21 protein-coding genes and 2 pseudogenes are annotated in these 24675 nt (G+C 59.1%); 11 read left to right on the top strand and 12 right to left on the bottom strand.

Annotated elements, in window-relative coordinates; translation table 11 throughout:
- Positions 1 to 354: 354 nt before the first annotated feature.
- Together lexA and I6J72_RS03530 are read left to right on the top strand one after the other, a co-directional pair.
- Entirely contained in the window at positions 355 to 1077 is a 723-nt protein-coding gene (gene lexA / locus I6J72_RS03535) for a transcriptional repressor LexA (RefSeq protein ID WP_039675782.1), read from the top strand.
- 380 nt (positions 1078 to 1457) lie between these two features.
- The gene (locus I6J72_RS03530) at positions 1458 to 2240 is read left to right on the top strand and encodes a DeoR/GlpR family DNA-binding transcription regulator (protein ID WP_039675784.1); all 783 of its coding nucleotides are present in this window, start codon (positions 1458 to 1460) and stop codon (positions 2238 to 2240) included.
- A 159-nt stretch (positions 2241 to 2399) separates the two neighbouring features.
- Here the strand turns inward: I6J72_RS03530 and ptsP are convergent, their stop codons facing one another.
- Positions 2400 to 4085 (bottom strand): phosphoenolpyruvate--protein phosphotransferase, encoded by a 1686-nt coding sequence (gene ptsP / locus I6J72_RS03525; protein WP_204099940.1) that lies wholly within the window; start codon positions 4083 to 4085, stop codon positions 2400 to 2402.
- Between the two features lie 236 nt (positions 4086 to 4321).
- On the opposite strand from ptsP, the gene I6J72_RS03520 reads away from it, so the two are divergent.
- The 4 genes from I6J72_RS03520 (at position 4322) to I6J72_RS03505 (ending at position 8450) form a co-directional block, all read left to right on the top strand.
- Positions 4322 to 5293, top strand: coding sequence for a 1-phosphofructokinase family hexose kinase (locus I6J72_RS03520; RefSeq protein WP_204099939.1), 972 nt, complete (start codon positions 4322 to 4324; stop codon positions 5291 to 5293).
- Between the two features lie 22 nt (positions 5294 to 5315).
- Entirely contained in the window at positions 5316 to 7418 is a 2103-nt protein-coding gene (locus I6J72_RS03515) for a fructose-specific PTS transporter subunit EIIC (protein ID WP_204099938.1), read from the top strand.
- Between the two features lie 73 nt (positions 7419 to 7491).
- Positions 7492 to 7761 (top strand): HPr family phosphocarrier protein, encoded by a 270-nt coding sequence (locus I6J72_RS03510; RefSeq protein WP_070672128.1) that lies wholly within the window; start codon positions 7492 to 7494, stop codon positions 7759 to 7761.
- Positions 7762 to 7913: 152 nt separating this feature from the next.
- Complete coding sequence (locus I6J72_RS03505) at positions 7914 to 8450, top strand: hypothetical protein (RefSeq protein ID WP_204099937.1); 537 nt, start codon at positions 7914 to 7916, stop codon at positions 8448 to 8450.
- A gap of 130 nt (positions 8451 to 8580) precedes the next feature.
- On the opposite strand, the pseudogene I6J72_RS03500 reads toward I6J72_RS03505, so the two are convergent.
- The 5 genes and pseudogenes from I6J72_RS03500 to hflX form a co-directional block, all read right to left on the bottom strand.
- Positions 8581 to 8715 (bottom strand): annotated as a pseudogene (locus I6J72_RS03500) (nitrate reductase); the annotation flags it as partial.
- 81 nt (positions 8716 to 8796) lie between these two features.
- Positions 8797 to 9573 carry an ATP-binding protein gene (locus I6J72_RS03495; RefSeq protein ID WP_204098643.1) on the bottom strand — a complete coding sequence of 259 codons (777 nt, stop codon included), beginning with the start codon at positions 9571 to 9573 and terminating at the stop codon, positions 8797 to 8799.
- The gene (gene istA / locus I6J72_RS03490; protein WP_204098642.1) at positions 9570 to 11204 is read right to left on the bottom strand and encodes an IS21 family transposase; all 1635 of its coding nucleotides are present in this window, start codon (positions 11202 to 11204) and stop codon (positions 9570 to 9572) included. Before istA ends, I6J72_RS03495 begins: the two co-directional genes overlap by 4 nt.
- 131 nt (positions 11205 to 11335) lie before the next feature.
- Positions 11336 to 12502 (bottom strand): annotated as a pseudogene (locus I6J72_RS03485) (uracil-xanthine permease family protein); the annotation flags it as partial.
- Positions 12503 to 12536: 34 nt separating this feature from the next.
- The gene (gene hflX / locus I6J72_RS03480; protein WP_204099936.1) at positions 12537 to 14012 is read right to left on the bottom strand and encodes a GTPase HflX; all 1476 of its coding nucleotides are present in this window, start codon (positions 14010 to 14012) and stop codon (positions 12537 to 12539) included.
- A gap of 121 nt (positions 14013 to 14133) precedes the next feature.
- Here hflX and I6J72_RS03475 point away from each other — a divergent pair, with 121 nt between their 5' ends.
- Together I6J72_RS03475 and I6J72_RS03470 are read left to right on the top strand one after the other, a co-directional pair.
- Complete coding sequence (locus I6J72_RS03475) at positions 14134 to 14913, top strand: hypothetical protein (protein ID WP_204099935.1); 780 nt, start codon at positions 14134 to 14136, stop codon at positions 14911 to 14913.
- A gap of 35 nt (positions 14914 to 14948) precedes the next feature.
- Positions 14949 to 15467 carry a hypothetical protein gene (locus I6J72_RS03470; protein WP_204099934.1) on the top strand — a complete coding sequence of 173 codons (519 nt, stop codon included), beginning with the start codon at positions 14949 to 14951 and terminating at the stop codon, positions 15465 to 15467.
- A 14-nt stretch (positions 15468 to 15481) separates the two neighbouring features.
- Here I6J72_RS03470 and dapF read toward each other — a convergent pair whose 3' ends face one another.
- From dapF to I6J72_RS03455, 3 genes are read right to left on the bottom strand one after another with little or no spacing between them, the layout of a single operon-like run.
- Entirely contained in the window at positions 15482 to 16318 is an 837-nt protein-coding gene (gene dapF / locus I6J72_RS03465) for a diaminopimelate epimerase (RefSeq protein ID WP_204099933.1), read from the bottom strand.
- Positions 16319 to 16329: 11 nt separating this feature from the next.
- On the bottom strand, positions 16330 to 17247 hold the full coding sequence (miaA, locus tag I6J72_RS03460; RefSeq protein WP_204099932.1) for a tRNA (adenosine(37)-N6)-dimethylallyltransferase MiaA: 918 nt from the start codon (positions 17245 to 17247) through the stop codon (positions 16330 to 16332).
- Positions 17247 to 17873: a hypothetical protein gene (locus I6J72_RS03455; protein WP_115022539.1), complete on the bottom strand. Its 627-nt coding sequence runs from the start codon at positions 17871 to 17873 to the stop codon at positions 17247 to 17249. The genes miaA and I6J72_RS03455 overlap by 1 nt, the downstream gene beginning before the upstream one ends.
- A gap of 131 nt (positions 17874 to 18004) precedes the next feature.
- Between I6J72_RS03455 and I6J72_RS03450 the strand changes: the two genes are divergently transcribed.
- Both I6J72_RS03450 and I6J72_RS03445 read left to right on the top strand, forming a co-directional pair.
- Positions 18005 to 19321 carry a DUF349 domain-containing protein gene (locus I6J72_RS03450; RefSeq protein WP_204099931.1) on the top strand — a complete coding sequence of 439 codons (1317 nt, stop codon included), beginning with the start codon at positions 18005 to 18007 and terminating at the stop codon, positions 19319 to 19321.
- 24 nt (positions 19322 to 19345) lie between these two features.
- The gene (locus I6J72_RS03445) at positions 19346 to 20422 is read left to right on the top strand and encodes a GNAT family N-acetyltransferase (protein WP_204099930.1); all 1077 of its coding nucleotides are present in this window, start codon (positions 19346 to 19348) and stop codon (positions 20420 to 20422) included.
- Here I6J72_RS03445 and I6J72_RS03440 read toward each other — a convergent pair.
- The 3 genes from I6J72_RS03440 to miaB are packed head-to-tail and all read right to left on the bottom strand — an operon-like array spanning position 20404 to position 23670.
- Positions 20404 to 21492, bottom strand: a complete 1089-nt coding sequence (locus I6J72_RS03440) for an alkene reductase (RefSeq protein ID WP_204099929.1) — start codon at positions 21490 to 21492, stop codon at positions 20404 to 20406. The genes I6J72_RS03445 and I6J72_RS03440 overlap by 19 nt on opposite strands.
- A 42-nt stretch (positions 21493 to 21534) precedes the next feature.
- Positions 21535 to 22176 (bottom strand): hypothetical protein, encoded by a 642-nt coding sequence (locus I6J72_RS03435; protein ID WP_070672151.1) that lies wholly within the window; start codon positions 22174 to 22176, stop codon positions 21535 to 21537.
- Positions 22177 to 22197: 21 nt separating this feature from the next.
- The gene (gene miaB / locus I6J72_RS03430; protein WP_239107558.1) at positions 22198 to 23670 is read right to left on the bottom strand and encodes a tRNA (N6-isopentenyl adenosine(37)-C2)-methylthiotransferase MiaB; all 1473 of its coding nucleotides are present in this window, start codon (positions 23668 to 23670) and stop codon (positions 22198 to 22200) included.
- A 237-nt stretch (positions 23671 to 23907) separates the two neighbouring features.
- On the opposite strand from miaB, the gene gluA reads away from it, so the two are divergent.
- Complete coding sequence (gluA, locus tag I6J72_RS03425) at positions 23908 to 24636, top strand: glutamate ABC transporter ATP-binding protein GluA (protein WP_204100414.1); 729 nt, start codon at positions 23908 to 23910, stop codon at positions 24634 to 24636.
- Positions 24637 to 24675 lie beyond the last annotated feature (39 nt).

The raw sequence follows: 24675 nt of genomic DNA, 5'->3' as shown, positions 1-24675 counted from the left end.
AACTGCAGGTCGAGAAACTCCTACCTCGTCACGAGAGATTCCGCGCTTGTTCGGGGTGTTAAGTACGATAGCCATATTCTTCCCTTTCAGATTGCAATAACTCGGTAGCGATGATGACTAGAGTGTAGGAAACCAGTCCGACACTTTCGAACATCTCCATCGACCAATCGTTCGATTTGGTCTGTATGTTCGATCTATAACAGCCTCTCGAAAGTTTGTCCACATTTGCGTGGCAACTGTCGAACATTTTTTCTTTCCATGCTAAAAAGGAGACAAGCATTCGATATGCCCTACCCCGTTTACCCCACCCAATAAACGCGCCCACCGCCCTTCCCCGAGTCACAAGGAGAAAACATGGCCCGCAAACCGAAGAAGAGCGATCAACCCACTCTCGAATCTCTGTCCGCTCGCCAGCGTCGCATTCTCGAAGTCATCCACGATGCCGTAATGCTTCGAGGCTACCCACCAAGCATTCGCGAGATTGGGGATGCCACCGGACTTCAATCCACCTCTTCCGTGGCCTACCAACTCAAGCAGCTGGAGGAGAAAGGCTTCCTGCGCCGCGATCCCAACAAGCCGCGCGCCGTTGATGTTCGCCACTTCCCTAGCGCTGATGAGTCCAAGAAACCTGGCCGCAAGTCCGCCGCCACCATGAGCGTCGTCGAGCCTGCAACTGGAGATGTTCCTGAAGAAGCCTCGGCGCCGACATACATCCCAGTCGTTGGACGCATCGCCGCTGGTTCCCCCATCACTGCGGAAGAAAACATTGACACCTATTTCCCGATGCCCGATGACATCGTGGGCAATGGGGAGCTTTACATGTTGCAGGTTGTGGGTGACTCCATGCAGGATGCCGGCATCCTTAATGGCGATTGGGTCATCATCCGTTCCCAGTCCGTAGCGGAAGAAGGAGAATTCGTAGCAGCCCTCCTCGACGGCGAGGAAGCCACCGTTAAAGAGTTCCACCGTGACTCTTCAGGCGTGTGGCTCCTTCCGCATAACGACGCCTACTCGCCCATCAAAGGTGACGAAGCAGAGATTATGGGCAAGGTCGTCTCGGTGTTCCGCAAGCTCTAGCTGTCGCGTACCCACAGCTTTCTTTCCTCCCTCCATTTCCCCCGCTCGATTTCCCCTTCGCTCCACACTCAATGTGGACATATTGAGCGGGGACTATTTATGCTCTTACCCCCTTGTGTGTGTAGATGCCCGATTTATGCCCGCTTAGCGGCCAAGATCACAGATTCCCAAATTTGCTGGACAGAGCTAGGTTTGACGTGAGATTAAGCCTTTTTAATGTGTAGGTCTATTTGTTTAGTTCCGTTTTGCCCGCACGCAATGGGAGAATGGGAACATCACAGCAACACGTGTTGCTCCATCCGCTAAGCCGCCTCGCGAATTACTCCATTCCTACTTGGCGCTGCGACCAGACCCGATGGAGCCCCTCAAAGGGAGGAACTATGTACGCCGAAGAGCGCCGTCGTCAGATTGCCTCGTTGACCGCCGTGGAGGGACGAGTCAACGTCACCGAACTCTCGGAACGTTTCGATGTCACAGCCGAAACCATCCGCCGGGACCTTGCTGTCCTCGACAGAGAAGGTGTTGTCCACCGCGTCCATGGTGGCGCTGTGGCTTCCCAGTCTTTCCAGACCGCAGAGTTCACTTTGGACACGCGTCAACGATCTGCAACTGGCGCCAAAATGGCTATCGCACGGGCCGCTCTTGATCAACTACCAGATGGCGGAAGTATCTTCCTCGATGCAGGTACAACGACTAACGCCCTCGCCGACTTGATTGGGCAACGTTTCTCCGCCGGACAGTTCAGTATTGTTTCTAACAGTCTTCCCATTGCGCTTTCTCTAGCCAGCAATGGGGTGTCTGACGTCCAGCTGCTCGGCGGTACCGTTCGTGCCATTACCCAAGCCGTTGTTGGCGATACCGCCCTTCGCACTATGGCGCTTATGCGTGCCGACGTTGCTTTTATTGGCACCAACGCACTGACCATCGATCATGGGCTCTCTACTGCCGACTCTCAAGAAGCTGCGATTAAGTCAGCATTCGTAACTAACGCTCATCGTGTTGTTGTTCTCTGCGACTCTTCCAAGCTGGGCAATGACTACCTAGTCAGCTTTGCCTCACTCGATGACATCGACGTTGTCATTACTGATGCAGCTGCACCTGAGTCCTTCATCGAGGCTCTCAAGGAGCACGGTATCGACGTCATCATTGCCAAGGACAAATAAGAGGCTTCGCTAGGTCATAGGATTTTTATCCTTCGACGAGGCTTAGGCCTCCGGTCCAGCGATAACACAATCCGCCCCCAATCCTCGACTTTAAAAGTCAAGGGCTGAGGGCGGTTTTCGTGTCGCGCTAGAGACGCACTAGAGACAGAGTGCGGACATCTAGAATTCCTCTAGCAAAGCAATTACTTTCGTACGGGCCTCGGACGGTCCCTCCGCGTTAACGGCGGCTTCCGCCATCTTCTCGCACTGCTCGAAGGTAAGCTCAGCCAGCTGCGCGCCAACACCAGCAACGGCTGTCGACGCAGCCGAGAGCGATGTCACGCCCAAACCAGTAAGAACACAGGCCAGCATCGGATCAGCTGCTGCCTCACCGCACACGCCAACCGGAACGTTGTTGTCACGGCCCACCACACAAGTGTGCTGAATAAGGCGCAGAACAGCAGGCTGCCATGGGTCGGTCAAGTAGGCCAGCTGCGGTGACAGTCGGTCTGCTGCCATCGTGTACTGCGTAAGGTCATTGGTACCGATTGACACGAAGTCCAAGTGCGGCATGATGGTGTCGGCCATGAGGGCCGCTGCAGGAACCTCAATCATGGCTCCAGCAGTGAGTCCGCGCTCACGACACAGATCTGCAAACCACTTCGCCTCCACAGCGGTGGCGACCATCGGAGCCATAACCCACGTGGTTGCCTCCTCACCACGGTTGGCTGCAGCTTGAGCAATAGCGTCAAGCTGACGGGTGAGCAGTGCCTCATTATCGCGAGCCACGCGCAGTCCGCGCACGCCCAGTGCTGGATTCTCCTCAGAATCTAGGGTGGCGTAAGAAATTGGCTTATCCGAACCTGCATCGAGGGTGCGAACAACCACCTTGGATTCAGGGAAGGCATTGAAGACCTTTCCGTAGATTCGTGCCTGCTCGTCAACTGTCGGTTCCTCGCTCGCAGAGAGGAAGGAGAGCTCTGTACGATACAGGCCAATGCCTTCTGCCTGAGAGTCCGAGGCAATACGTGCAGCGTTTCCATCGGCGACATTGGCAAGCAACTGCACGCGGTGACCATCCTTGGTCTGCGCTGGGCCACGCCACTCAGCAACACGCGCAGCCTTCTCGCGGTACTCCGCCACTGCTTGAAGAGAGCTCTCACGGTCAGCACCAAGTGCAACCGTGCCCACCGAGCCATCAACAAAGACCTGGGTACCAGCTTCGATTGTGCGCAAATCTGCCCCGACTGCCACGATGCAAGGAATATCGAGCTGACGGGCGATGATTGCCGTGTGGCTGGTCGGACCGCCGAGCTCAGTGACGAGAGCCTTGATGTGGGAGGTATCGAGGGTAGCGGTATCAGCGGGGGCCAAGTCGTCTGCAAGCAAGACAGCCTCGCCTTCAACCATGGGCAGACCCGGTTCCTGTTCACCACGCAGCTGCGCGATCACACGATCACGCACGTCCTTCAAGTCCGTCGTGCGCTCGGCCATAACACCGCCAGCGGCTTCAAACATCGTGACAAACTTGTCCGTGGCTCCCACGGTTGCGTATTCGGCGTTCTTGCCACCACGGATTCCTTTACGCACTGCCTTGTGCCAGCCACGGTCCTTCGCCATGCCGGCCGTAGCGCCGAGCACCTCGGCAGCTTGTCCTTCGGCACCAGCAGCTCGCTGCTCTAGGCGGCTGGCCACAACATCGACGGCTTCCAGAAAACGGTCGTACTCAGCATCGCGCTTGTCCTCCGCGATGGTTTCACCGGCCTTAGGTAGTTCTGGACGGGGGCGGACCCACACTGCCTCAGCATATGCAACGCCGGCGACAACTCCGGTTCCTTTGATTGTGGATGGGGATGCGGTTTCCATGACACATTTCCTTAACGGAGACGATTGTTTCTCTACCCCAGATCATCACAAGTCGGATGAAAATGCAACGAAAACCACAGTGATTCTATTGACTTTCGGACACAATCAGACAACAATCGGAATAGAAGCAACATCTATATGTCGCTGACTGGGGCAACCCGCGTCGTGGCACCAATCGCCGCGAAGCGCGTTGGCACCCAATATACGCACACTGCGAAAGGGGACGATTGTCCAGAATGATTCTTACCTTGACCCCCAACCCCAGTATCGACGCCACGATCTCTCTGAACGATTCCATACGTCCGGGTTCCGTTCACCGCGCCGAATCTGTCTCCCATGTCGCAGGTGGCAAGGGAGTCAACGTAACCCACGCGGTAACGATGGCAGGCGTCGACAGCCTTGCCCTCTTACCAGCGGCGGCGTCCGATCACTTCCTCGCTCTAGCAGCCGCAGACTCCATCCCTGTGCACGCAGTGCCTATCGACGGCACCGTTCGCACCAACACCACCCTCACCGAACCTGACGGTCGCACAACGAAGCTCAACGGCCCGGGCCCCACACTAACGGCAGAGGACCGCAGCGCTATCGCTGCTGCGCTGAAGGAACATGCCCCACAAGCCGAGTGGCTCGTCATGTCAGGCTCTCTTCCGCGGGGAGTTCCCACCGAGTGGTACACCGAACTGATGAGCGTTGCTCGCACCGCCAACCCTGAGCTCCGCGTCGCTGTGGATACCTCCGACGCCCCCATGGCGGCCTTGGGTGAGAACCTCAGCACCGCGGCCCCAGACCTCATAAAGCCCAATGGCCTCGAGCTGGGTCAGCTTGCGGGCGTCGATGGCGAAGCGCTGGAGGCCAACGCCGAAAAGGGTGACTTTAGTGGTGTGGTGGAATCCGCAAGAGTCATCGTCGAACGCGGCATCCCTGAGGTGCTCGTCACCCTCGGCGGAGCTGGCGCCGTGCTCGTCACCGCAGATGAAGCATGGGTCGCTACTCCCCCGCCAATCAGCGTGAAGTCCACAGTGGGCGCGGGTGATTCATCCCTGTCTGGATACATCCTCGCGCGCCGAAACGGTTCCTCCTACGCGGAGGCGCTGCGACAGGCTGTCGCTTATGGTTCCGCGGCCGCTTCCCTGCCTGGGACTCAACTGCCTTCCCCAGAACAACTCGATATCGATCAAACTGCAGTTTCTGCAGTGCCCGCCCTATAGCACCTGTTAGGAGTGCATAAACATGGCATCCGATCTTATTACCACCGACCTCGTGGCGCTCGATGCCGACTTCGGTGACAGCATCGAATCCGTCATTACTACCCTCGCCACACTGGTTCATGATACCGGCCGCGCTAGCAGCGTCGATGAGCTCGCCGCACCTGCCATTGCTCGTGAAGCCAAGGCTGGCACAGGCGTTCCCGGGGGCGTCGCCATTCCCCACTGTCGTTCTGCAGCAGTCACCGAACCAACTCTGGCCTTTGCCCGCTTGTCTCGCGGTGTCGACTTCTCAGGTCCCGATGGTGACGCACAGCTGGTTTTCCTCATCGCCGCTCCGGAAGGCGGTGGCAAGGCACACCTGAAGATCCTTTCGAAGCTAGCCCGCGCGCTGGTGAAGAAGGACTTCCTCGAGGCCTTGCGCAACGCAGAGACCAAGGACGAAATCGTCAAGGTCGTTCTCGACGTGGTCAACGCTGAAAAGCCCAAAAAGAAGGCTGTACCAGCAGAATCTGCGGCTGCCGGCGCCACTGTTCCCGCTTCTACTTCTTCATCCGCTTCCACGGACGAGGCCAAGGGTTCGAAGAAAACGCGCATCGTCGCTGTGACTGCCTGCCCCACCGGTATCGCGCACACGTACATGGCTGCTGATGCCCTTACCCAGACCGCCGAAGAGCGCGACGATGTCGAGCTCACCGTTGAGACGCAAGGTTCCTCCAACAACACCGCTGTGTCCGCTAACGTCATCGAGAATGCTGACGCCGTCATTTTCGCCACCGACGTCGGAGTGCGCGACCGTGAGCGCTTCGCAGGTAAGCCGGTCATCGAATCCGGAGTCAAACGCGCCATTAACGAACCGGGCGTAATGATCGACGAGGCTATTGCTGCCTCGAAGAACCCGAACGCTCACAAGGTGTCAGGCACTGCTGGTGCCGCTTCCTCGAACGCTCAAGAGGAAGGCGAGGGCCTCGGCTGGGGCAAGCGCATCCAGCAAGCCATCATGACCGGCGTGTCCTACATGGTGCCCTTCGTCGCCGCAGGCGGCCTTCTCCTGGCGCTGGGATTCTTGCTTGGCGGCTACGACGTAGCCAACGGATGGCAGGCCATCACCACCGACTACTCGCTGACGAACCTGCCTGGCCATGACGTAGTGGTCGACGGCGCAACGATGACGTTCAAGCACTCAGGCCTTGGTCTCTACCTTGGCGCCGTGCTCTTCGCCATCGGCCAAGCGGCGATGGGATTCATTGTCGCGGCTCTCTCCGGCTATATTGCCTTCGCACTGGCGGGACGCCCAGGCATTGCGCCGGGCTTCGCCGGCGGCGCCATCGCCGTCACCTTGGGCGCCGGCTTCATCGGCGGTCTGGTCACCGGTCTTATCGCTGGTTTCGTTGCCATGTGGATTGGCAAGTGGAAGGTCCCACGCTGGGTCGGCTCCCTCATGCCGGTCGTCATCATTCCGCTTCTTGCCACCATGATTACTGGTCTGCTCATGTACCTGCTACTCGGTGCTCCATTGGCCGCCATCATGAACGGTTTGCAGAACTGGCTCGCCTCCATGTCCGGCTCCTCCGCTGTGTTGCTGGGCATCATCCTCGGTCTCATGATGTGCTCTGACCTGGGCGGTCCGGTCAACAAGGCCGCTTACCTCTTCGCCACCGCAGGTCTGTCCACCGGTGACGAAGCTTCCATGAAGATCATGGCCGCTGTCATGGCCTCCGGTATGGTCGCCCCCATCGCACTGTCTATCGCTACCTTCGTGCGCAAGAACCTCTTCACCCCGGCGGAGCAGGAGAACGGCAAATCCGCATGGCTGCTGGGCCTGTCCTTCGTCTCCGAAGGTGCTATCCCGTTCGCTGCCGCCGACCCGCTTCGCGTCATCCCGTCCATGATGCTCGGCGGTGCGGTCACCGGCGCACTGTCGATGGCGCTGGGTGTCATGTCCCGCGCTCCGCACGGCGGCATCTTCGTCATCTTCGCAATCGAGCCTGCATGGGCTTACTTCGTGGCCATCCTCGCGGGCGTGGCGGTGGCGGCCATCGCTGTCATCGCTATGAAGCAGTTCTGGCCAAATAAGACCGCGGAAGAGGCTGCTGCGAAGGCAGAAACCGCCAAGGCTGCCGCATAAACTGCGCCGTCTTTCTTAGAAGGCGCGTACACTTGAAACCACGAAAAATCTTTAAGTCGAAAGGACTATCATCATGGCTTCTAAGACCGTCAAGGTTGGTTCCTCCGTCGGATTGCACGCACGTCCGGCTTCCATCATCGCTGATGCCGCTGCTGAGTTTGATGAGGACATTTTCCTGACCCTCGTTGGTGACGATGACGAGGATGAGACCGATGCTGCTTCTTCCCTGATGATTATGGCTCTCGGCGCCGAGCAGGGGGACGAGGTCACTGTGACCTCCGACAACGAAGAGGCTGTTGAGAAGATTGCTGGCCTCATCGAGCAGGACCTCGACGCTTCCTAAACAGCGCCCCGCCGATTAAAAGCATTCGCTCCCGCTTCCCTCATAGTTGAGGGTAGCGGGAGCTTTTCGTTTCGCCTTTCTAGGGCGTCTCGGACTCTGCATCTTTTTCATCGCCGCTCGATGAAGTGACCCGCTGTGTTAGTGTCAAAGATATGACCGACCAGCCCATAACGCCCTCAGACTTCGGCATCGAAGCGCTGAATCTGGCGCTGATTGCGGAATGCTTAGCCCCGCGCTTGGATAGCTTTACCGCTTCCGAGAATCATTACCGGCACGAGGGCATGTGGAAAGAACCGAAATTCACCGTCGTCGCGCTCATTAGGCACAAGCTGGCCATCGATACTGTGCTGGCCATTGAGACTGAACGCGAACAGGGATTGGCCTTTCTGGGCTACGAAGTCATGGGAGCGTTGACCCGGTTCCGCAGCGACCTCGATACCGATACGCTCCATCACGGAGTTGCCTCACTCCTCTGGGCCGATCAGCTAGCTGGAGACTATCCAATTGGAAAGGCAGATTTCACCCATCCCGAAAACGTCACGTGGCCGACTCATACTGAAGACGAGGTCTATGTGCAGACGGTGCGAGAGCTGCTTGACTACATACAGGCTCGACCCGGCAGTGATGATGTCTGGCTGAACGACGATTTCGTTGCGAGGCTGAAGCCTCAGTGGAAAGTACCAGAGTAATAGCACCTTATGCAGTTTCCTGCACGGATTCACCTGGGGATTTAGCTGAAATCGGCTCCAAATGGTGCCTTTACTCCCCTCCCGCCCCTGCCTCGGAAGCAATGTCCCACGGAGGCAGCGCAGGGCACGGCTAGTACTTGGCGTGCTGCCCCTCACCAACGGACTCGTAGAGCTTCTTCATGACTGGGTACAGCACGATGATGCCTACTGATCCCCAGGCGATGCCCTCCAAGGTGACACCGAAAACGTCGAGAGTGTTAGGACCACGGATTTAGTAACGCCGTGGTGAGCAAGCAGTAACGCCCGGGTGAGTATTGAGTAACACCCGGGCGTTGACTATGAGCAACTATTCTGCGTTGGCTTCTAGGCGCATGTTGGGTCCTTCCAGTGTGATGATCTCAGCGCCAACGACGAGTCGATTCAGGATTGACTCGGCGATGACAGCGTCCGGGATGGATTTGTACCACTCATCGGGCGTGAACTGGGAGGTCACGATCGTTGATCCCCGGTGTTCGCGTTCGGCAAGAATATTGAGCAGCTGGTGTGCTGTGGCAGCATCAATCGGGGTTGTTAGGAAGTCGTCAAGAACGAGGACGTCTGCCAGGTGCAGGTCTTGAAGAAACTCCATGCGTGCTGTGTCATTATGGCGTAGCACCATTAGCTGGTTGGCTAGTGTGTCTGTGCGGAAGAAACGGGCGGAGTAGTCGTTTCTGCACGCGGCGGTAAGCAGTGCTTGGGCCAGGTAGGTTTTGCCGACGGATGATTTGCCGAGGATGACAATGCTTTGCGCTTTTTGACACCATTGGCAGTGAGCGAGTCTGGTGATTTGCTCTTTGTTGAGGTTGCGGCTGGGCGCGTAGGTGATGTCTTCGATACATGCATCGAGATTTGGCGATCGGGATGCTTTGAGTAATTTGTTGACTCGTCTCTCACGCTTGGCCGCGACTTCTTTATCGAGTGCGTAGAGCACCTTGTCGGAAAAACTCCACGAGTCGAAGACAGGATCTGCGGCAATATCAATCACGGTTCGCCCGAAGGCCGTCATTCGCAGATCGGTAAAGATCGGCAGGACCGATTCATCTAGAAAGCGTGCTGATGCTGATGCTGGTTGTGGCTGTGTCATGACTTCGAAGGTCCTTTCTTCCTAAGGTTTTCCATGCTGAACTGGGCAGACCCACCCAGATACGCGCCGCGGGTATCACGTGCGTGAACTGCTGGTGGTGTTTCAGGCGGTGTTGTTGGCGCAAGATCATGGCCTGTCGGGCGGGTGGATTGGTCTTTGCGTACCGCAGCCATCATGTTTTTCACCGCGGTATACGACACGGCCCTCCTTGCGCCATCAGGTGCGATCAAGCGGGCACAGGCTTGTTCCAAAATCGCCTTGTTGGCGTGCTTGCCCATATTTAGTACGTTTCGACACGACTGATACGCCTGGGCAGGGATTGCCTTTGCGCTGATGAGTTCTGCGATGACTTTCTGGGTCGCTGGCCCGATCTTGGCCGCTTCACGGTAGAAGTAGTCACTGGTCCACAGCCCTGTGGTATCAGCCATGTTGGCAGGAATATGATCCACGTCAGTGACATAGATCCCCCGGGCTTGGGCAAGCCGGTGGGTGGCAACACGCTGCCCAGCGTCAAAGACAGTAACTTCGTTGCCAGTGATACGTACATCGACAGTCCGGCCGACGAGCTGGTAGGGCACCGAATAGTGAGCAGTATTGACGGTGATGTGGAAGTTGGGGGCGACTTTCGCACGTTTCCATTCGGTATGCTGCCACGGTGTTGTGGGAAGTTGGCCAAGCACATCACGTTCAAACTCATTAAAGAGCATTCTTCTGCTGGTGTAGGTGCCACGAAACGGGACCGCGTCATTGATATCGTCAACTAGGCTGCGGATGCGTGCATTGAGTTCATCAAGCCCAACGCATTGATGCCCGTGGAGGGTATGGATGACTTTTTGGGTGATGATCTTGACAGCCGCTTCCACGTTCGCCTTGTCCTTCGGACGCCGAGCACGAGCAGGCAGCGCGGCAGTGTTGTAATGCTCGAGGAATTCCTCGTAGGTGGAATTAACCTGCCGGTTGCGGTCAGCAGCACCAATTGCGTGTGACGCTGTCGAAGCATTATCAGGCACAATGACTTCAGCAACGCCACCGAAGTATTCAAACGCTTGGATATGTGCCCACAGCCACGCCGCTTGCCGCTGGTTCGGGCAAGCACAGGCAAACAGCATTCCCGAATATGGCAGTGACGCCACGAAAATACTGACTTTTGTACCCCGGGCATCAATCGGGTCAAACAGCCGCATCGTGGTACCGGCCCAGTCGACTTGCATAGTGTGTGCCGGGATATGCGTAATGCGTGCGGTAAGTCCTGTGGCATCAACGTGTTCGGCGACAAGCTGGCGGAACCGCTCGTAGCTGTAGTAACGCTGAGACGGACGAGCAGGTTGGGTGGTGTAGCGACCCCACAAGACTTGGAGAGTGACTTTGTTTCGGCCGGTGCGTGCTTTAGCCACCGCGTCGAAGTCGATGGGCACGAAATCTCCTTGGGCAAGACTTCGACCATCAACAAACCATGTGGCCATTTCTTCGTCGGTGATACCGGCGAGTTGTTCATCGGTTGCGATCTGGTGTGCCGCCATTGCCTGGCGGGCCTTTTGAACTGTGGTATGCGAGCAACGCACAGTCGAGCAGATTTGACGGACGGACCAGCCTTGTAAGACAAGATCCATCACGGCCCGGTAATCAGTCACGATCGGACTCCTCTGATTATGCCGCGAGCCCTTTTGTCACGCGGTCAGAAGAATCTTCTCCCAAAGTGTTACTCGATACTCACCATCCCGTTACTGGATAGTCACCACGGTGTTACTAGATACCCCCGCGCAACATCGAGAGTGAGGTTACCAATGCCGGCAATGAGCGCCACAGCCGCAGCAGTGAGGTTGACAGGGTTGTTGAAGTTGACCTTGTTGTCCATCCAGATGCGCACACCGAGCATGCCGATGAGCCCGTAGAGCACCAGGCAGGCACCACCCAATACGCCAGTAGGGATGGTGAAAATGAGCGCGCCAAACTTCGGGACGAAAGCCAGCGCAATAGCGGTGAGAGCAGCGACCCAATAGGCGGCCGTGGAGTAGACACGAGTTGCAGCCATGACACCGATATTCTCAGCGTAGGTCGTGGTGCCGGAGCCACCGAAGCCACCAGCTAGGGAAGTCGCGAGGCCGTCAGCAATAAGGGCATCGCCGGCCAGATCATCGAGGTCACGCTTCGTCATTTCGGAGACGGCCTTGACGTGGCCGACGTTCTCAGCGATGAGGACGACGAGAACCGGCAGCGCCGCCAGGATGGCAGAGACATGGAACTCTGGGGCATGGAACTGCGGGAAGCCAATCCAAGCAGCCTCACGAATAGATTCCACGGCACCCTCCCCCAGGTTGCCGGTGACGGCCGCGAAAGCCCACCCCACAACAACGCCAATGAGGATAGACAGGCGCGAGACCATGCCGCGGCCGGCCACAGTAGCCAAGATGATGACTGCCAGGGTCACGGTGGCCACGAGGGGCTGGCTAGAGAAGTTGGAAGCCGCATTAGGCGCCAGGTTTAGGCCGATGAGTGCCACGATGGCGCCGGTGACCGCAGGTGGCATGACTGCGTCAAGTACCTTGCGGCCAGCGGCCTTCACAGCGAAGCCGATGAGCACGAGAACCAGGCCGGTCACGAGAACCGAACCGGCCTGCGCACCGATGCCATACTGCTGCGAGGCGGTCAGTGGTGCAATGAACGCAAAGGACGAGCCCAGGTAGGAGGGCAAGCGGTTGCGCGTGATCATGAGGAACAGAATCGTTCCCAGACCAGAGAAGAGCAGTGTGGTGTTGACCGGGAAACCGGTCAGCGTGGGCACAAGCAGCGTCGCGCCAAACATGGCCACGACATGCTGCATACCGATGCCAATGGTGCGGCCCCAGCTCAAGCGTTCTTCGGGCGCGACAACCGCACCCGGTTTAATAGTTTTTCCGTCCCCATGGACGTCCCAGGAAAAGATACTCACGAGCTTTTATTATGGCCCACCCGAGCGCCGAATCCTAAGCGGAATCCTCCACGCGGAACTCGGCTAGCTCGGCGACGACGGAAGCTGGAAGGCGGACGTCGACAAGCGTGCCCTCTCCCGAGTACTCCTCGCTGCGCACGGTACCTTCAGCGTGGAGGCGGGCCACCACGTCACCGCGAGTAAAGGGGATAAGCAGCTGCACGTGTTCGTCGCGGGAGTTAAGGAAAAGCTCCACGCGTGCCGTGAGCTCGTCCACGCCCTCGCCCGTCTTTGCGGACACGTAGACCACATTGTCGCGATCGAGCACGTGGCGCAGCTCTGCCAGAACGAGTGGATCGGCCTGGTCAATCTTGTTGATAACGATGATCTCCGGCGGGGCTTCCTCGCCGGTTTCCTTCACGATGTCGTAGATAACTTGGTTCACCGCTTCAATCTGCTTGAGCGGGAACGGGTCAGACCCATCGACCACGTGCAGCATGAGATCTGCGGCGAGGACTTCTTCCAGCGTGGACTTGAAGGCTTCCACCAACTGCGTCGGCAAATGGCGCACGAAGCCGACGGTGTCGGTGAAGACGACCTGGCGGCCGTCGGCAAGCTCGGCTCGGCGTGTGGTGGGATCCAGCGTGGCGAACAGGGCATCCTCAACCAGCACGCCTGCGCCCGTCATCGCGTTGATGAGGGAGGACTTTCCAGCATTGGTGTAGCCGGCAATAGCGATTTGCGGCACGGTGGAGCGCTGCCGCTTCGCGCGTTTGACCTCACGGGCGGTTTTCATCGCCTTGAGTTCTTTGCGCAGCAGCGCCATTTGGGTACGGATGCGGCGACGGTCCGTCTCGATCTTGGTTTCACCAGGACCACGCAGGCCCACACCGCCGTTGGAACCGGCACGGCCACCTGCCTGGCGCGAAAGATTGCCACCCCAACCACGCGTGTGCGTGTAGAGGTACTCCAACTGTGCCAGGGAGACCTGCGCCTTGCCTTCCTTGGACTTCGCATGCTGCGCGAAGATGTCCAAAATGAGCATGGTGCGGTCAATGACCTTGGTGTTGAGAGCACGCTCGAGGGCAGAGAGCTGGCCGGGGGTGAGCTCACCATCGCAGACGACGGTATCGGCGCCGGTAGCGGCCACAATATCTTTGAGCTCTGCGGCCTTGCCTGAGCCGATATAGGTACCTGGGTCGGGCTTCTCACGTTTCTGGTAGAGCGCCTCCACCACCTCGGCGCCAGCGGTTTCCGTCAGCGCCGCCAGCTCAGCCATCGTGGCCTCCACTTCGGCCACGGTTCCCTCGGTCCACACACCAACGAGGATCACTTGCTCCAGACGGAGCTTTCGGTACTCCACCTCGTAGCCGTCAGTAGTGTCTTCGGCACGGATGGTGGTCTCACGCGTCACACGGCGGAAGGCATTGCGCTCGGCAAGGTCCAAGTCACCGATCGTCGGATCCTGCGGCGCGGGGGCAGGCTCACCAAAAGCCTGCGCGAGGAGTTCATCATGGGTCTGTTTCGTCATATGCTCCCTATTCTTGCACGTCGACATGCTGAAACGGGAATTGCGTGAGTGCGAAGGCAGAGGTCACTGACCTTCTCAAGGCTATTTTTGACTCCTCGACGCGGCGGATACAATAGTGGCCATGACTGTCAACGAGAAGATCCACCCAGAGATGCAGGCCATTGGCCTGAACTACGAGCGCTGGCAGGACGCCGTAGAGGCAGCAATCTCCACCAATCAGCTGGCTGTGACCGGCGAGGTACGGGGCGGGCAGCTTATCCAGTTTGCGGATCCTTCCGGCGCCCAGCTCAACATTCTCGCAGTCGAGCCATTTGCCACCTTCATCGGTTTCGACTCCGTTACCCAGGGCTTTGCGCACGTCTCCATGATCAATGACGTCCTTGCCTACCTCGACATCATCGATCCTTTTGGCACCGTCCTAGCGCAGGCCACCGCGAACCTAGCGCAGGGCCCGCTGCTTGTCGACGAAGACACGCAGCAGTGGCAGCAGGTTAAACTCACCGCAATGGGTCTCGACGTCACACACTTCGACAGCACCGAGGCTTATGAGTCCGAGAAGGGCTCCTACCCCGCTACTTTTGAGTCCGAGGGCGCACAGATTGTCGCTTCTGGTTCGGGGGCTGCCGCTCCGACCCCGGGCTGCACCTTTGCTGCGCGAGTCATGGAATCAGAGTGGCGCCACAACCAGCTCACCGGACAGCGCTTTATGCACTTGGTCATGGATGGTGTGTTCCCGTTTGACTTGTGCCTCCCCGAGAGCTTTGGTGAACTGCCAGCCAAGGATTCTGTGTTGGCGGGCATGGCGATGCTGACCGCGTCGATTGCGATGCCGACTGGCGGCTGTGGTGGCGAGGGCGGTTGTGGCTGCGGTTCCGGCGGCTGTGGCTGCGGCGGCCACTAAACCACCGAGAGAACTAATGCCGTAAAGTTGTTGCCATGAACTTTTCCGCATCTCAGCGTCGCGGGTTTGCCCTGCTCCTCGCCGCGGTTACGGCCGTGGTGTTGGTAGTGACGCTGAAGCTGCAGGGAGTCATCCTCGCCATTCTTGTCTGCGGCGCGCTGTGGCTTATTGCCGGCGCCCGCCCGGATGCCTCAGAGCAATCAGCTCTACGCGCCTCTATCGCCTTGACGGTCGAGGACATCACCGACGTCATCCAGGATTACACGACCTTCGCCACGAGCGAGGACTCTGATGCGTTGGCGGATCGCACGCTGCACCGCCCAGCGCTTGTCGACGTTGACTGCACCAACCCCTCCATCGAGGCCTTCCACTACGAGATGCATGGAGCGCAGCGTTTCCTTCGCCGACTCAATGCGCGGATTAACGCCCCCGATGTCGAAACCAGCGAGCTGGAATCCTTGCTCAAGGTGGCCGATGAACGCGCGGCGGAACTCAAGGAATCCTGGCTGGCCGCGCGCCGCGCTGCCTTGGCGCTGGGCACAGATTACAAATAGACGCCCCGTCTTAACTACAGCGACGTCTCTCCGGTAGCCACGATGCGCGATGGCCCAGTGAGTGTGGAGCCGTCCTCAGTAATCTCCACTGTGACCTCACCACCGGGGACAATGACACGGACGGTGCCGGTTGCCCGGGAGGCGTCGGCAAGCGCGGCACGTGCAGCCGCCACCGTGCCGGTACCGCAGGAACGGGTCTCCCCGACCCCGCGCTCGAATACCCGCATGTGAACAGTGCCTGCTTCCAAGGGAGTCACGATCTCAACATTCACTCCCACCGGAAAGAACTCAGTATCGATCAGCGGCTGCTCAAGGGTCCTTTGGGCCAACGCCTCAGCGCTCAGCCCCGGGATAACCGCAGCCAAATGCGGGTTTCCCATATCCACGCCCAGGCCCGCGAACTTCTCCCCCGCCATCGAGGCGGTGGACACACCGAGCACAGTGGCCGGGCCCATCTCCACACTGACCTCAGCATCGGTCTCAGTGAAAGAGTGAACGGTCACACGTTTGGCTCCTGCTCGAGTACCCACCGTGAAGGTGTCCTTGTCCACCAGCCCACGGGAGCGCACCCAGTGGGCAAAGACGCGAGTACCATTGCCACACATTTCTGCTACTGAACCATCGGCATTGCGGTAATCCATAAACCAGTCCTGCGCATCAATGCCCGGCGCGAGCTCATCGATGTCACCAGCTTCCAGCAATTCTCCGGCGCGGATGACGCGGAGCACGCCATCGCCGCCGATGCCGGCGCGACGATCGCACAGCGCCTGGACTTTCTCTGGTGGAAGGGGCTGGGTTCCTTCCACAATGACAAAGTCGTTCTCAGTTCCGTGTCCCTTGGCAAAGTTCATGTTTGTAGAGTCTAACGGCTCTCCAGGACACGCAAAGCTTGATCCCGTGTATCGCCGGCGGCATCCAACCAAGAAATGCGCTTATCCCTGTTGAACCAGGCGCGTTGCCTACGCACATAACGCCGCGTGCCGGTGATGGTGCGCTCAATGGCCTCGTCCCAGGTCAGCTCCCCGCGCTGAGCATCGAGGACCTGGGCGTAGCCGATGGCCCGCCCCGCTGTGGAGTCTGCAACCAAGCCCTGAGTCTGGAGCTTCTCAACTTCCTCGATGAGACCGTTGTCGAACATGAGACGACTGCGCAGTTCAATACGGGGATTAAGCCATTCAGCATCCGTGCGAAGCCCAAGGATGCGCGTGCCCCACCGCGGCGGAGCGTTCTTGGGTGGCTGGCTAGCTTTGAACGGCTTGCCAGTCAGCTCGATGACTTCCAGGGCGCGCACGGTGCGACGGGGGTCTTTGTCCTCGATGATTGCTGCTGCGGCAGGATCGATCTCGGCGAGCTCCGCATGCAGAGCATCCGTACCAATCTCTTGGCGGCGTGCTTCAAAACGAGCACGAACCGCAGGATCGGTCGGCGGGAATTGCCAATTATCCACCAGCGACTGCACGTACAGCATGGAACCGCCCACCAAGATCGGGGTTTTCCCACGGGAGAGAATGTCCTCCACATCAGCGATAGCAGCAGCCTGGTAGCGGGCTACGGACGCGGTGTCCGTCACCTCCCACACATCAAGTTGATGGTGCGGAATCCCCTCACGTTCGTCCAGGCTTAGCTTGGCTGTGCCAATGTCCATGCCACGGTAAAGCTGCATGGAATCCACGTTGACGACTTCACCCTCCAGCTCATGGGCAAGGGACACACCCAGCGCAGACTTTCCGGAGGCCGTGGGCCCCACCACCGCGATGGGGGTTGGCGCAGAGGAGTTCATCAGCGCTGCCACCCCGCTACATAGCGGCCAACGCCGAGGGTTGAATCGGCTGCCCGCAACTCCGCATAGTGTGGGTGCACAGTCGCCAGCTGTGCCCACAAGGCGGTTTCCAGGACTCCCGCTGAACGCAGTTTTTCCTCATCACAGTGAACGTCCGCTCCGGATAAGACCGATTCACACCACAAATGCGCATCGCGCGCGCCGTCTACCAAGGCAAGCGGGGCGCGGTCGGTCAATCCAGCAGAGCCGTCGATGCATACCACCGTCAGCCGCCCTTCCATGATTTCCTCAATATCGGACCGTGAGTCCATGACCTCAAAGCCCTCTGTGCCTAGCGCCTGGGTAAGGACATAGCGAGCCATGAGCTCTGGGAGGTAATGCCCGCCACCGACGTTGACTTGTGGGGCACCCCATGCGCGCAAGCTTCCCGGTAGCTCAGTGCGCCAGCGCGGATCGCGGGAGCCCACGATGTCTACCTGCAGTGGCGTGGCGCCTCCAGTAATCACGCGTGCGGCATCACGAACCAACTCGCATGCGGCACGCAGGAGTGCACGGGAAGCATCGTCGCCCGGTGAGAGTTCTTCTGCTAGCGCCGGTGAGGCCGGCATAATCATGAGATTCTGCATCAACTCCCATCTTATAAGGTCACAAATGTGGGGTTAGCACGCGGCTGCGCGGCGGAAACGGTAGTGTTGTGTCACATAAGTTCTGGCAGCCGTGTCGCGCGGCGCGATTGTACCGAAGGTGGTTTCCTACCATGTCCGCTATCCCCAGCCCTGGAGCAATGCCCCGCAAAGGCGCTCGCCCCGGCCCTAAGCCCTCCGCACCGGCAGCACGCCCCGCTCAGCCCCCGAAGAATGACCCAGCCAAGTGGGGTCGCGTCGATGCTGATGGCTCGGTGTACGTCAACGCCCCTGAGGGCGAGCGCAAGATTGGTGACTGGCAAGCCGGTACTCCGGAGGAAGGACTCGCTCACTACGGCGCACGCTATGACGACCTGTCTACGGAGGTTGAGCTGCTCGAGTCGCGTCTGAATACCCACCCGGGGGATGCTTCCTCTATCAAGACCACCGCTGCGGAACTCCGCGAATCGCTCCCGACTCAGGCCGTCATTGGCGATATCGCTGCTCTGGACAAGCGCCTCGCAGCCGTTATCGAGCACTCCGTTGAGGCCGGTGAGCAGGCACAGGCTGATAAAGCCCGTCGCCGCGAAGAAGCCATTGCGAAAAAGGAGAAGCTCGCCGCTGAGGCAGAGGACATCGCCGCTAACTCCACCGAGTGGAAGGCTGCCGGTGACCGCATCCGCGCCATTCTGGAGGAATGGAAGCAGATCCGTGGCATCGACCGGAAGACCGATGATGCACTGTGGAAGCGGTACTCCCGCGCTCGTGATTCGTTCAACCGCCGCCGCGGCTCTCACTTTGCGGAGCTGGACCGCAACCGCGCCGCTGCCCGCGCTAAGAAGGAAGAACTGGTAGAGCGCGCCGAGGCTATCAAGGAATCCACAAACTGGGGTGAGACTGCCCGCGCGTACCGTGACCTGATGACGGAGTGGAAGGCAGCTGGCCGCGCTCCACGCGAGGTGGACGATAAGCTCTGGGCCAAGTTCCGCGCAGCCCAGGATTACTTCTTCAATGCCCGCAACGCAGTCAACGACGAGCGCGATAAGCAATTCGCTGAGAACGCCGCAGCCAAGGATGCACTCATTGAGGAGTATGACTCCCAGATTGATCCGTCTAAGTCCATCGATGGGGCCAAGGCCAAGCTGCGTGAGCTGCAGGAGAAGTGGGAAGAGATTGGTTTCGTCCCGCGCAACCAGGTTCGTGAATACGAGGCCAAGATTTCTGCGCTGGAAAAGCGCGTGAGCGAAGCCGAGGACTCCGAGTGGCGCCGCACTGATCCGGAGGCCCAGGCCCGCGTGGCCCAGTTCCAGTCCAAGGTCGATGACTTCACTGCCCAGGCAGACGCCGCGGAAGCAAAGGGCAACACTAAAAAGGCCGAGGACCTTCGCGCCCAGGCCGCTCAGTGGCAGGAGTTCGCGGACGCCGCCGCGGCTGCTGTCAACGACAAGTAAACGCCTTGATCAACCACCACTGAGGTGTTTGTTCAGATTGTCGCCCCTCCGGGCTCAGCCCATGCTGAACCGGCGGATTGTCTGCGAAGTTTCGTCTTTGACGCGAACCTTGCAGCCCAAGAAGCCAGCGGTGATCCGGCCGCAAGTGGCTCCCCGCGCCGCGTACTCCAACGCCTCCAGGGTTCGACGGAGTCCCGCACACTGCTTTTTGGGTTGACTGATTCGGCGCTGGGTGAAGCAGGTGAGCTCGGGCTTCCTGTAATTTCCGCGGCGGAACCCAGCCCGGAGATAGATTTTGATGGATTCATCCATATTTCCTTACCGCTGCTGGAGGAAACCGAGAACGCCGATATCGAATGTGTGCTGTCGGCGGAACTCTTGCCCCTGCCCGGGGAAGAGCTGGATCCGGATGCCCTCGAGGTAACGCGCGCTCTAGCGCAGGAGGCCTTACGCTTGACCCGCCAGCTCGGTCGCCGCACCGCCCAGGTGGGCATGCTGTACCCGCCGGATGCGGACTATACCTACGATCCGATGTCACAGGCCTACCTTGAGCTGGGTTTTAAGCGTAAGCACGCCGAGCATCAGCTGTATGTCGACATCAGGCCTACTCCCCCAGTGCTCGGCGCGCAGGTGTGGGCGGACTATGACATCCCAGAGGAGTTTCTCGATGACGTCCTCCGGCTGCTCACTGTTGCCTCCACCGATGCCATCTTTGGGGACTTAAGTGTGGAACCTATTGTCTGGACGCGCCAACGCCTCGCTGAGGCGCATGCACGGCTGCGCTCCCGCGGTGCTCACACTCTGCTCGTCGGGCTCATTGAGAACGGCAGCGTCGTCGCCCTTACGGAACTTTCCCGGCATGGCGACGCTGACCCAGAGGTCTGCGAGTGGACGCTCACGGTCACTGACCGCGAACACCGTCGCCGCGGGCTCGCCACGCGTGCCAAACAGCATGCTCAGCATGCGGTAGCGCAGCACTGGCCCGATGTGCGCCGCGCCTATTGCTCCGTCGCGGATGCCGATCCCGCCATGAATGCGTTATATGCGCGGCTAGGCGCACACGCTATTTCTGCCAGCAGCGCCTACGAGCTGACCGTGTAGAAGGGATAGTCGGTATAACCACGCTCACCGCCGGTGTAGAACGTGGACTCGTCCGGTGCGGCAACCGGCAGCTGCTCCTCCCAGCGACGCACGAGGTCCGGGTTAGAAATGACCAAACGGCCAACGGCCACAGCGTCTCCATGCTGCACGAGCGTTTCAGCTTCCGCATGCTGGGTCACGTGGCCAAAGCCCGAGTTGAGGATGATGCGGGTGCGCCCATTAGCGCGGGCACGTGAGCTGAGTTCGCTGATGAGCTCGCCCGTCGGGTCCGCATGCAAGAAGGACACGTACGCTAGGCCGAGGTCCGCGGTGGCGTCGAGAAGCCCGCCATACGTAGCGAGTACGTCATCGGCGTCCAGTTCCTCGATACCTTGAATGTTGTTCTGGGGTGAGAGGCGGAGAGCAACGCGGTCTGCACCAATCTCCTTTGCCACTGCACGCACAATCTCCTTAACGAGCCGGTAGCGATTCTCCGGGGAGCCACCGTAGGCGTCCTCGCGGTGATTCGAGTTTGGGGAAAGGAATTGGTGGAGAAGATAGCCGTTCGCGCCATGAATCTCCACTCCGTCCAGTCCAGCGTCAATAGCGTTGCGCGCTGCGTGTCGGAATTGCTCGACGATGCCCGGCAGTTCAGAGCTGTCGAGCGCTCGGGGCACTGGGCACTCCTTCCGAGACTCAAAGTCACGCACCGCAGTGCCGGAGGCCAACGCTGATGGTGCGACAGGTTCAGCGCCATCCTGCAGGCTCGCATGGGATAGGCGCCCACCGTTCATGACCTGCATGAAGATGCGTCCGCCCGCCTCGTGGACAGCATCTGCTACGCGACGCCAACCCGCGATCTGTTCCGGAGTTTCAATGCCCGCTTGACCTGGGAAGGTACGGCAGCGCACCGCAGGAAAAACACCTTCCGCCACGATCAAACCCAGAGAAGCACGCTGTGAGTAATAGGTCTCGTGCAACTGAGTGGGGACGCCATCACGACCAGCACGCGAACGAGTCAGCGCCGCCATAGTCACGCGGTTCGGCAGGGTTAGTCGTCCAAGGTCAAGTGGTTCAAAAAGCGTAGCCATGCCTTCCACAACGAGGGAAGACGAGCAGCTATTCCACACGCCTTAGTTGTCGTCAGAGTCTTCCTGTTGACGGCGGTGGCGGGAGGCCGCTTGGGAGCGACGGTTATCGATGAGCAGCGGATTCTCTTCGGCCGGAACATCTGTTGCGGCCTCCGATTGCAGAACACCTACATGATCCAATTGTCCCGAAACCTCGCGCACCCGTTCTGCTGCCGCGAGCTGCTCCGGGCTGCGGCGAAGCGCCACCTGGCAGTAGACGATGAAGGCGATAAACGTGGATAGCGCGCCTACGTACATGCCAATTCCGGCGCCGTCCGCTGCGCTGTCGCGGTACCAAAAGCCCCAGAGGTTCGCGAAGAAGGAAACCGTGGTCATCATCCAGGCCACTAGTGCCAGAGCGGTGCGCCGCGTCACGATGGTGGCGGTCGTGAGCACTCCCACGCCGACCAATGCCAACCATGCGCTGATTGCCTCCACGAGCGAAATCTTGACACCCTCAGAGGTTGTTCCCAACATGAGTGCTTCCCAGCCATGAGCTTCGCCGGCATACGGAAGGAGCAGATACGCTATCCACAACACCACCGAAACGATGAGCGCATAGCGGTGAGCACCGAGCTCGATAGTCTTGGCAGCACGGCGCTCAGCGGCAACGGCGTCCTGCACGGCATTCAGGTCATCACTCATGTACGTGGAGCCTACTCTCCCCTAGCAACCACACGCGTCGGCTGACGCGGCTGGGGCGCTAGGCTTGCCGACGCCCGGCAGACCCAACCCCACACCAATCGGTGCGGTAGTAGGCGTTTGACCAGCCGCGGACATGTCACCAGCCGTAGTGCGGCGATGCTCGGTTACTCCGGAATCGGCGACGAGGAAGAAGGAACCAGAGTCCGTCACTGTGGTGTGGACGACATCACCGGCGCGAATCTCGTCGGAGATGTCCTTCCCCGTGGCGTCGACAGGCGCGAAGTGCACTAGGCGGCCATCGCGGGCACGGCCAGACATGCGGTGCGTTTCGTCGTTCTTGCGGCCGCCCTCGGCTTGGACCAGCAGCTCAACGTCCGTACCCACAAGCTTGGCATTCTCTTCCGCCTGAATGGAATCCTGCAGCGCGACGAGGCGCTCGAATCGCTCTTGGACAACTTCCTTGGGGATCTGATCCTCCATCTCAGCTGCCGGGGTACCAGGGCGAGGCGAATACTGGAACGTAAAGGCGGAGGCGAAACGCGCGCGGCGCACCACATCCATGGTGGCCTCGAAGTCCTCTTCAGTCTCCCCTGGGAAACCCACAATAATATCGGTGGTGATGGCCGCATGCGGCATCTTCTCGCGCACCTCATCGAGGATGCCGAAGAACTTCTTCGTACGGTAGGAGCGGCGCATGTCTTTCAGTACCTTGTCCGAACCTGATTGCAGCGGCATATGCAGCTGTGGACACACAGACGGGGTCTCTGCCATCGCATCAATAACATCTGAGGTGAACTCCGCTGGATGCGGCGAGGTAAAGCGCAGACGCTCCAAGCCTTCAATCTTGCCCACTTCACGCAACAGCTTGGAGAAAGCAAAACGATCACGTGGCATGTCCGGATCCGCGAAGTTTACACCGTAGGCATTGACGTTTTGGCCCAGCAAGGTCACTTCAGATACACCCTGGTCCACGAGCGCCTGGACTTCAGCGAGGATATCGCCGGGTCGGCGGTCCTCTTCCTTGCCGCGCAGAGAAGGCACGATGCAGAAGGTACAGGTGTTGTTACAGCCCACTGATACCGAAACCCAGCCGGCATAGGCGGACTCTCGTTTGGCCGGCAGTACGGAGGGAAAGGCCTCGAGGGAGTCAACGATCTCCACCTGGGCCTCATCATTGTGACGGGCGCGCTCCAGCAGTGTCGGCAGGGCCGCCATGTTGTGGGTACCGAATACAGCATCCACCCAGGGCGCGTGATCGAGGACCGTGTCCTTATCTTTCTGTGCCAAGCAACCACCAACGGCAATTTGCATACCCGGGTGGTTTTCCTTGGTCTTCTTCAACGCGCCGAGTGTTCCGTACAAGCGCTTATCAGCGTTTTCTCGCACCGCGCAGGTGTTGAAAACAACGAGATCCGGTTCAACGTCAGCAGGTGCGGCGATGTAGCCGGCCTCTTCAAGAAGGCCGGAAATACGCTCAGAATCATGCACGTTCATCTGGCAGCCAAAGGTGCGCACCTCATAGGTGCGGGGCTGGTGTTCAGTTACAGGGGTGCTCACGTGGGGACATTCTAACGGCCACGTCCCGCTACTCCTAATGCCTCGCACAGTCCCAAGCGTTATGCATTCGTTACCTAAAGGACCACCATCCCCTATCTCCACACCCTATTCTTCTACCTATGATCCAGTTCACTTTAACTAAGGGGATGTGGCATGCCTGACACACGGCGCCCCATGATTGAAATCTCCGGAGTCAACAAATACTTCGGCGATTACCACGCTCTCCGCAATATCAATTTGGAGATCGGCCGCGGAGAGGTGGTCGTCGTCCTCGGTCCCTCCGGTTCCGGAAAATCCACGCTCTGTCGCACGATCAACCGCCTCGAAACCATCGAGGAAGGAAGCATCTCCATCGACGGCACCCAGCTCCCCGAAGAAGGCCGCGACTTGGCCAAACTGCGCGCTGACGTCGGCATGGTCTTTCAGCAATTCAACCTCTTCCCGCACAAGACCATTAAGGACAACGTCACCTTGGGGCCGATCAAGGTTCGCAAGATGAAAAAATCGGAGGCTGAGGACCTCGCCATGCAGCTGCTGGAGCGCGTAGGTATTGCCAATCAGGCAGAGAAATACCCCGCTCAGCTCTCTGGTGGCCAGCAGCAGCGCGTGGCTATTGCACGCGCTTTGGCAATGCGCCCCAAGGTCATGTTGTTCGACGAACCTACGTCCGCGCTGGACCCAGAAATGGTCAATGAGGTCCTCGACGTCATGACTGACCTCGCTAAAGAAGGAATGACCATGGTCGTGGTCACCCACGAAATGGGCTTCGCGCGCCGGGCTGCTGACCGCATCCTCTTCATGGCGGACGGAAGCATCGTCGAAGATACCGACCCTGAATCTTTCTTCACCAACCCGCAGTCGGATCGCGCCAAGGACTTCCTCGGCAAGATTCTTCAGCACTGACCGTCACTACCCCCACTACCCCACACAACTTTCCATCTC

It is taken from the genome of Corynebacterium sp. FDAARGOS 1242 (genome assembly GCF_016889985.1).
In the GTDB taxonomy this organism is placed as follows: Bacteria; Actinomycetota; Actinomycetes; order Mycobacteriales; family Mycobacteriaceae; genus Corynebacterium; species Corynebacterium minutissimum_B.
This window is presented reverse-complemented; position numbering and strand designations above follow the sequence as displayed.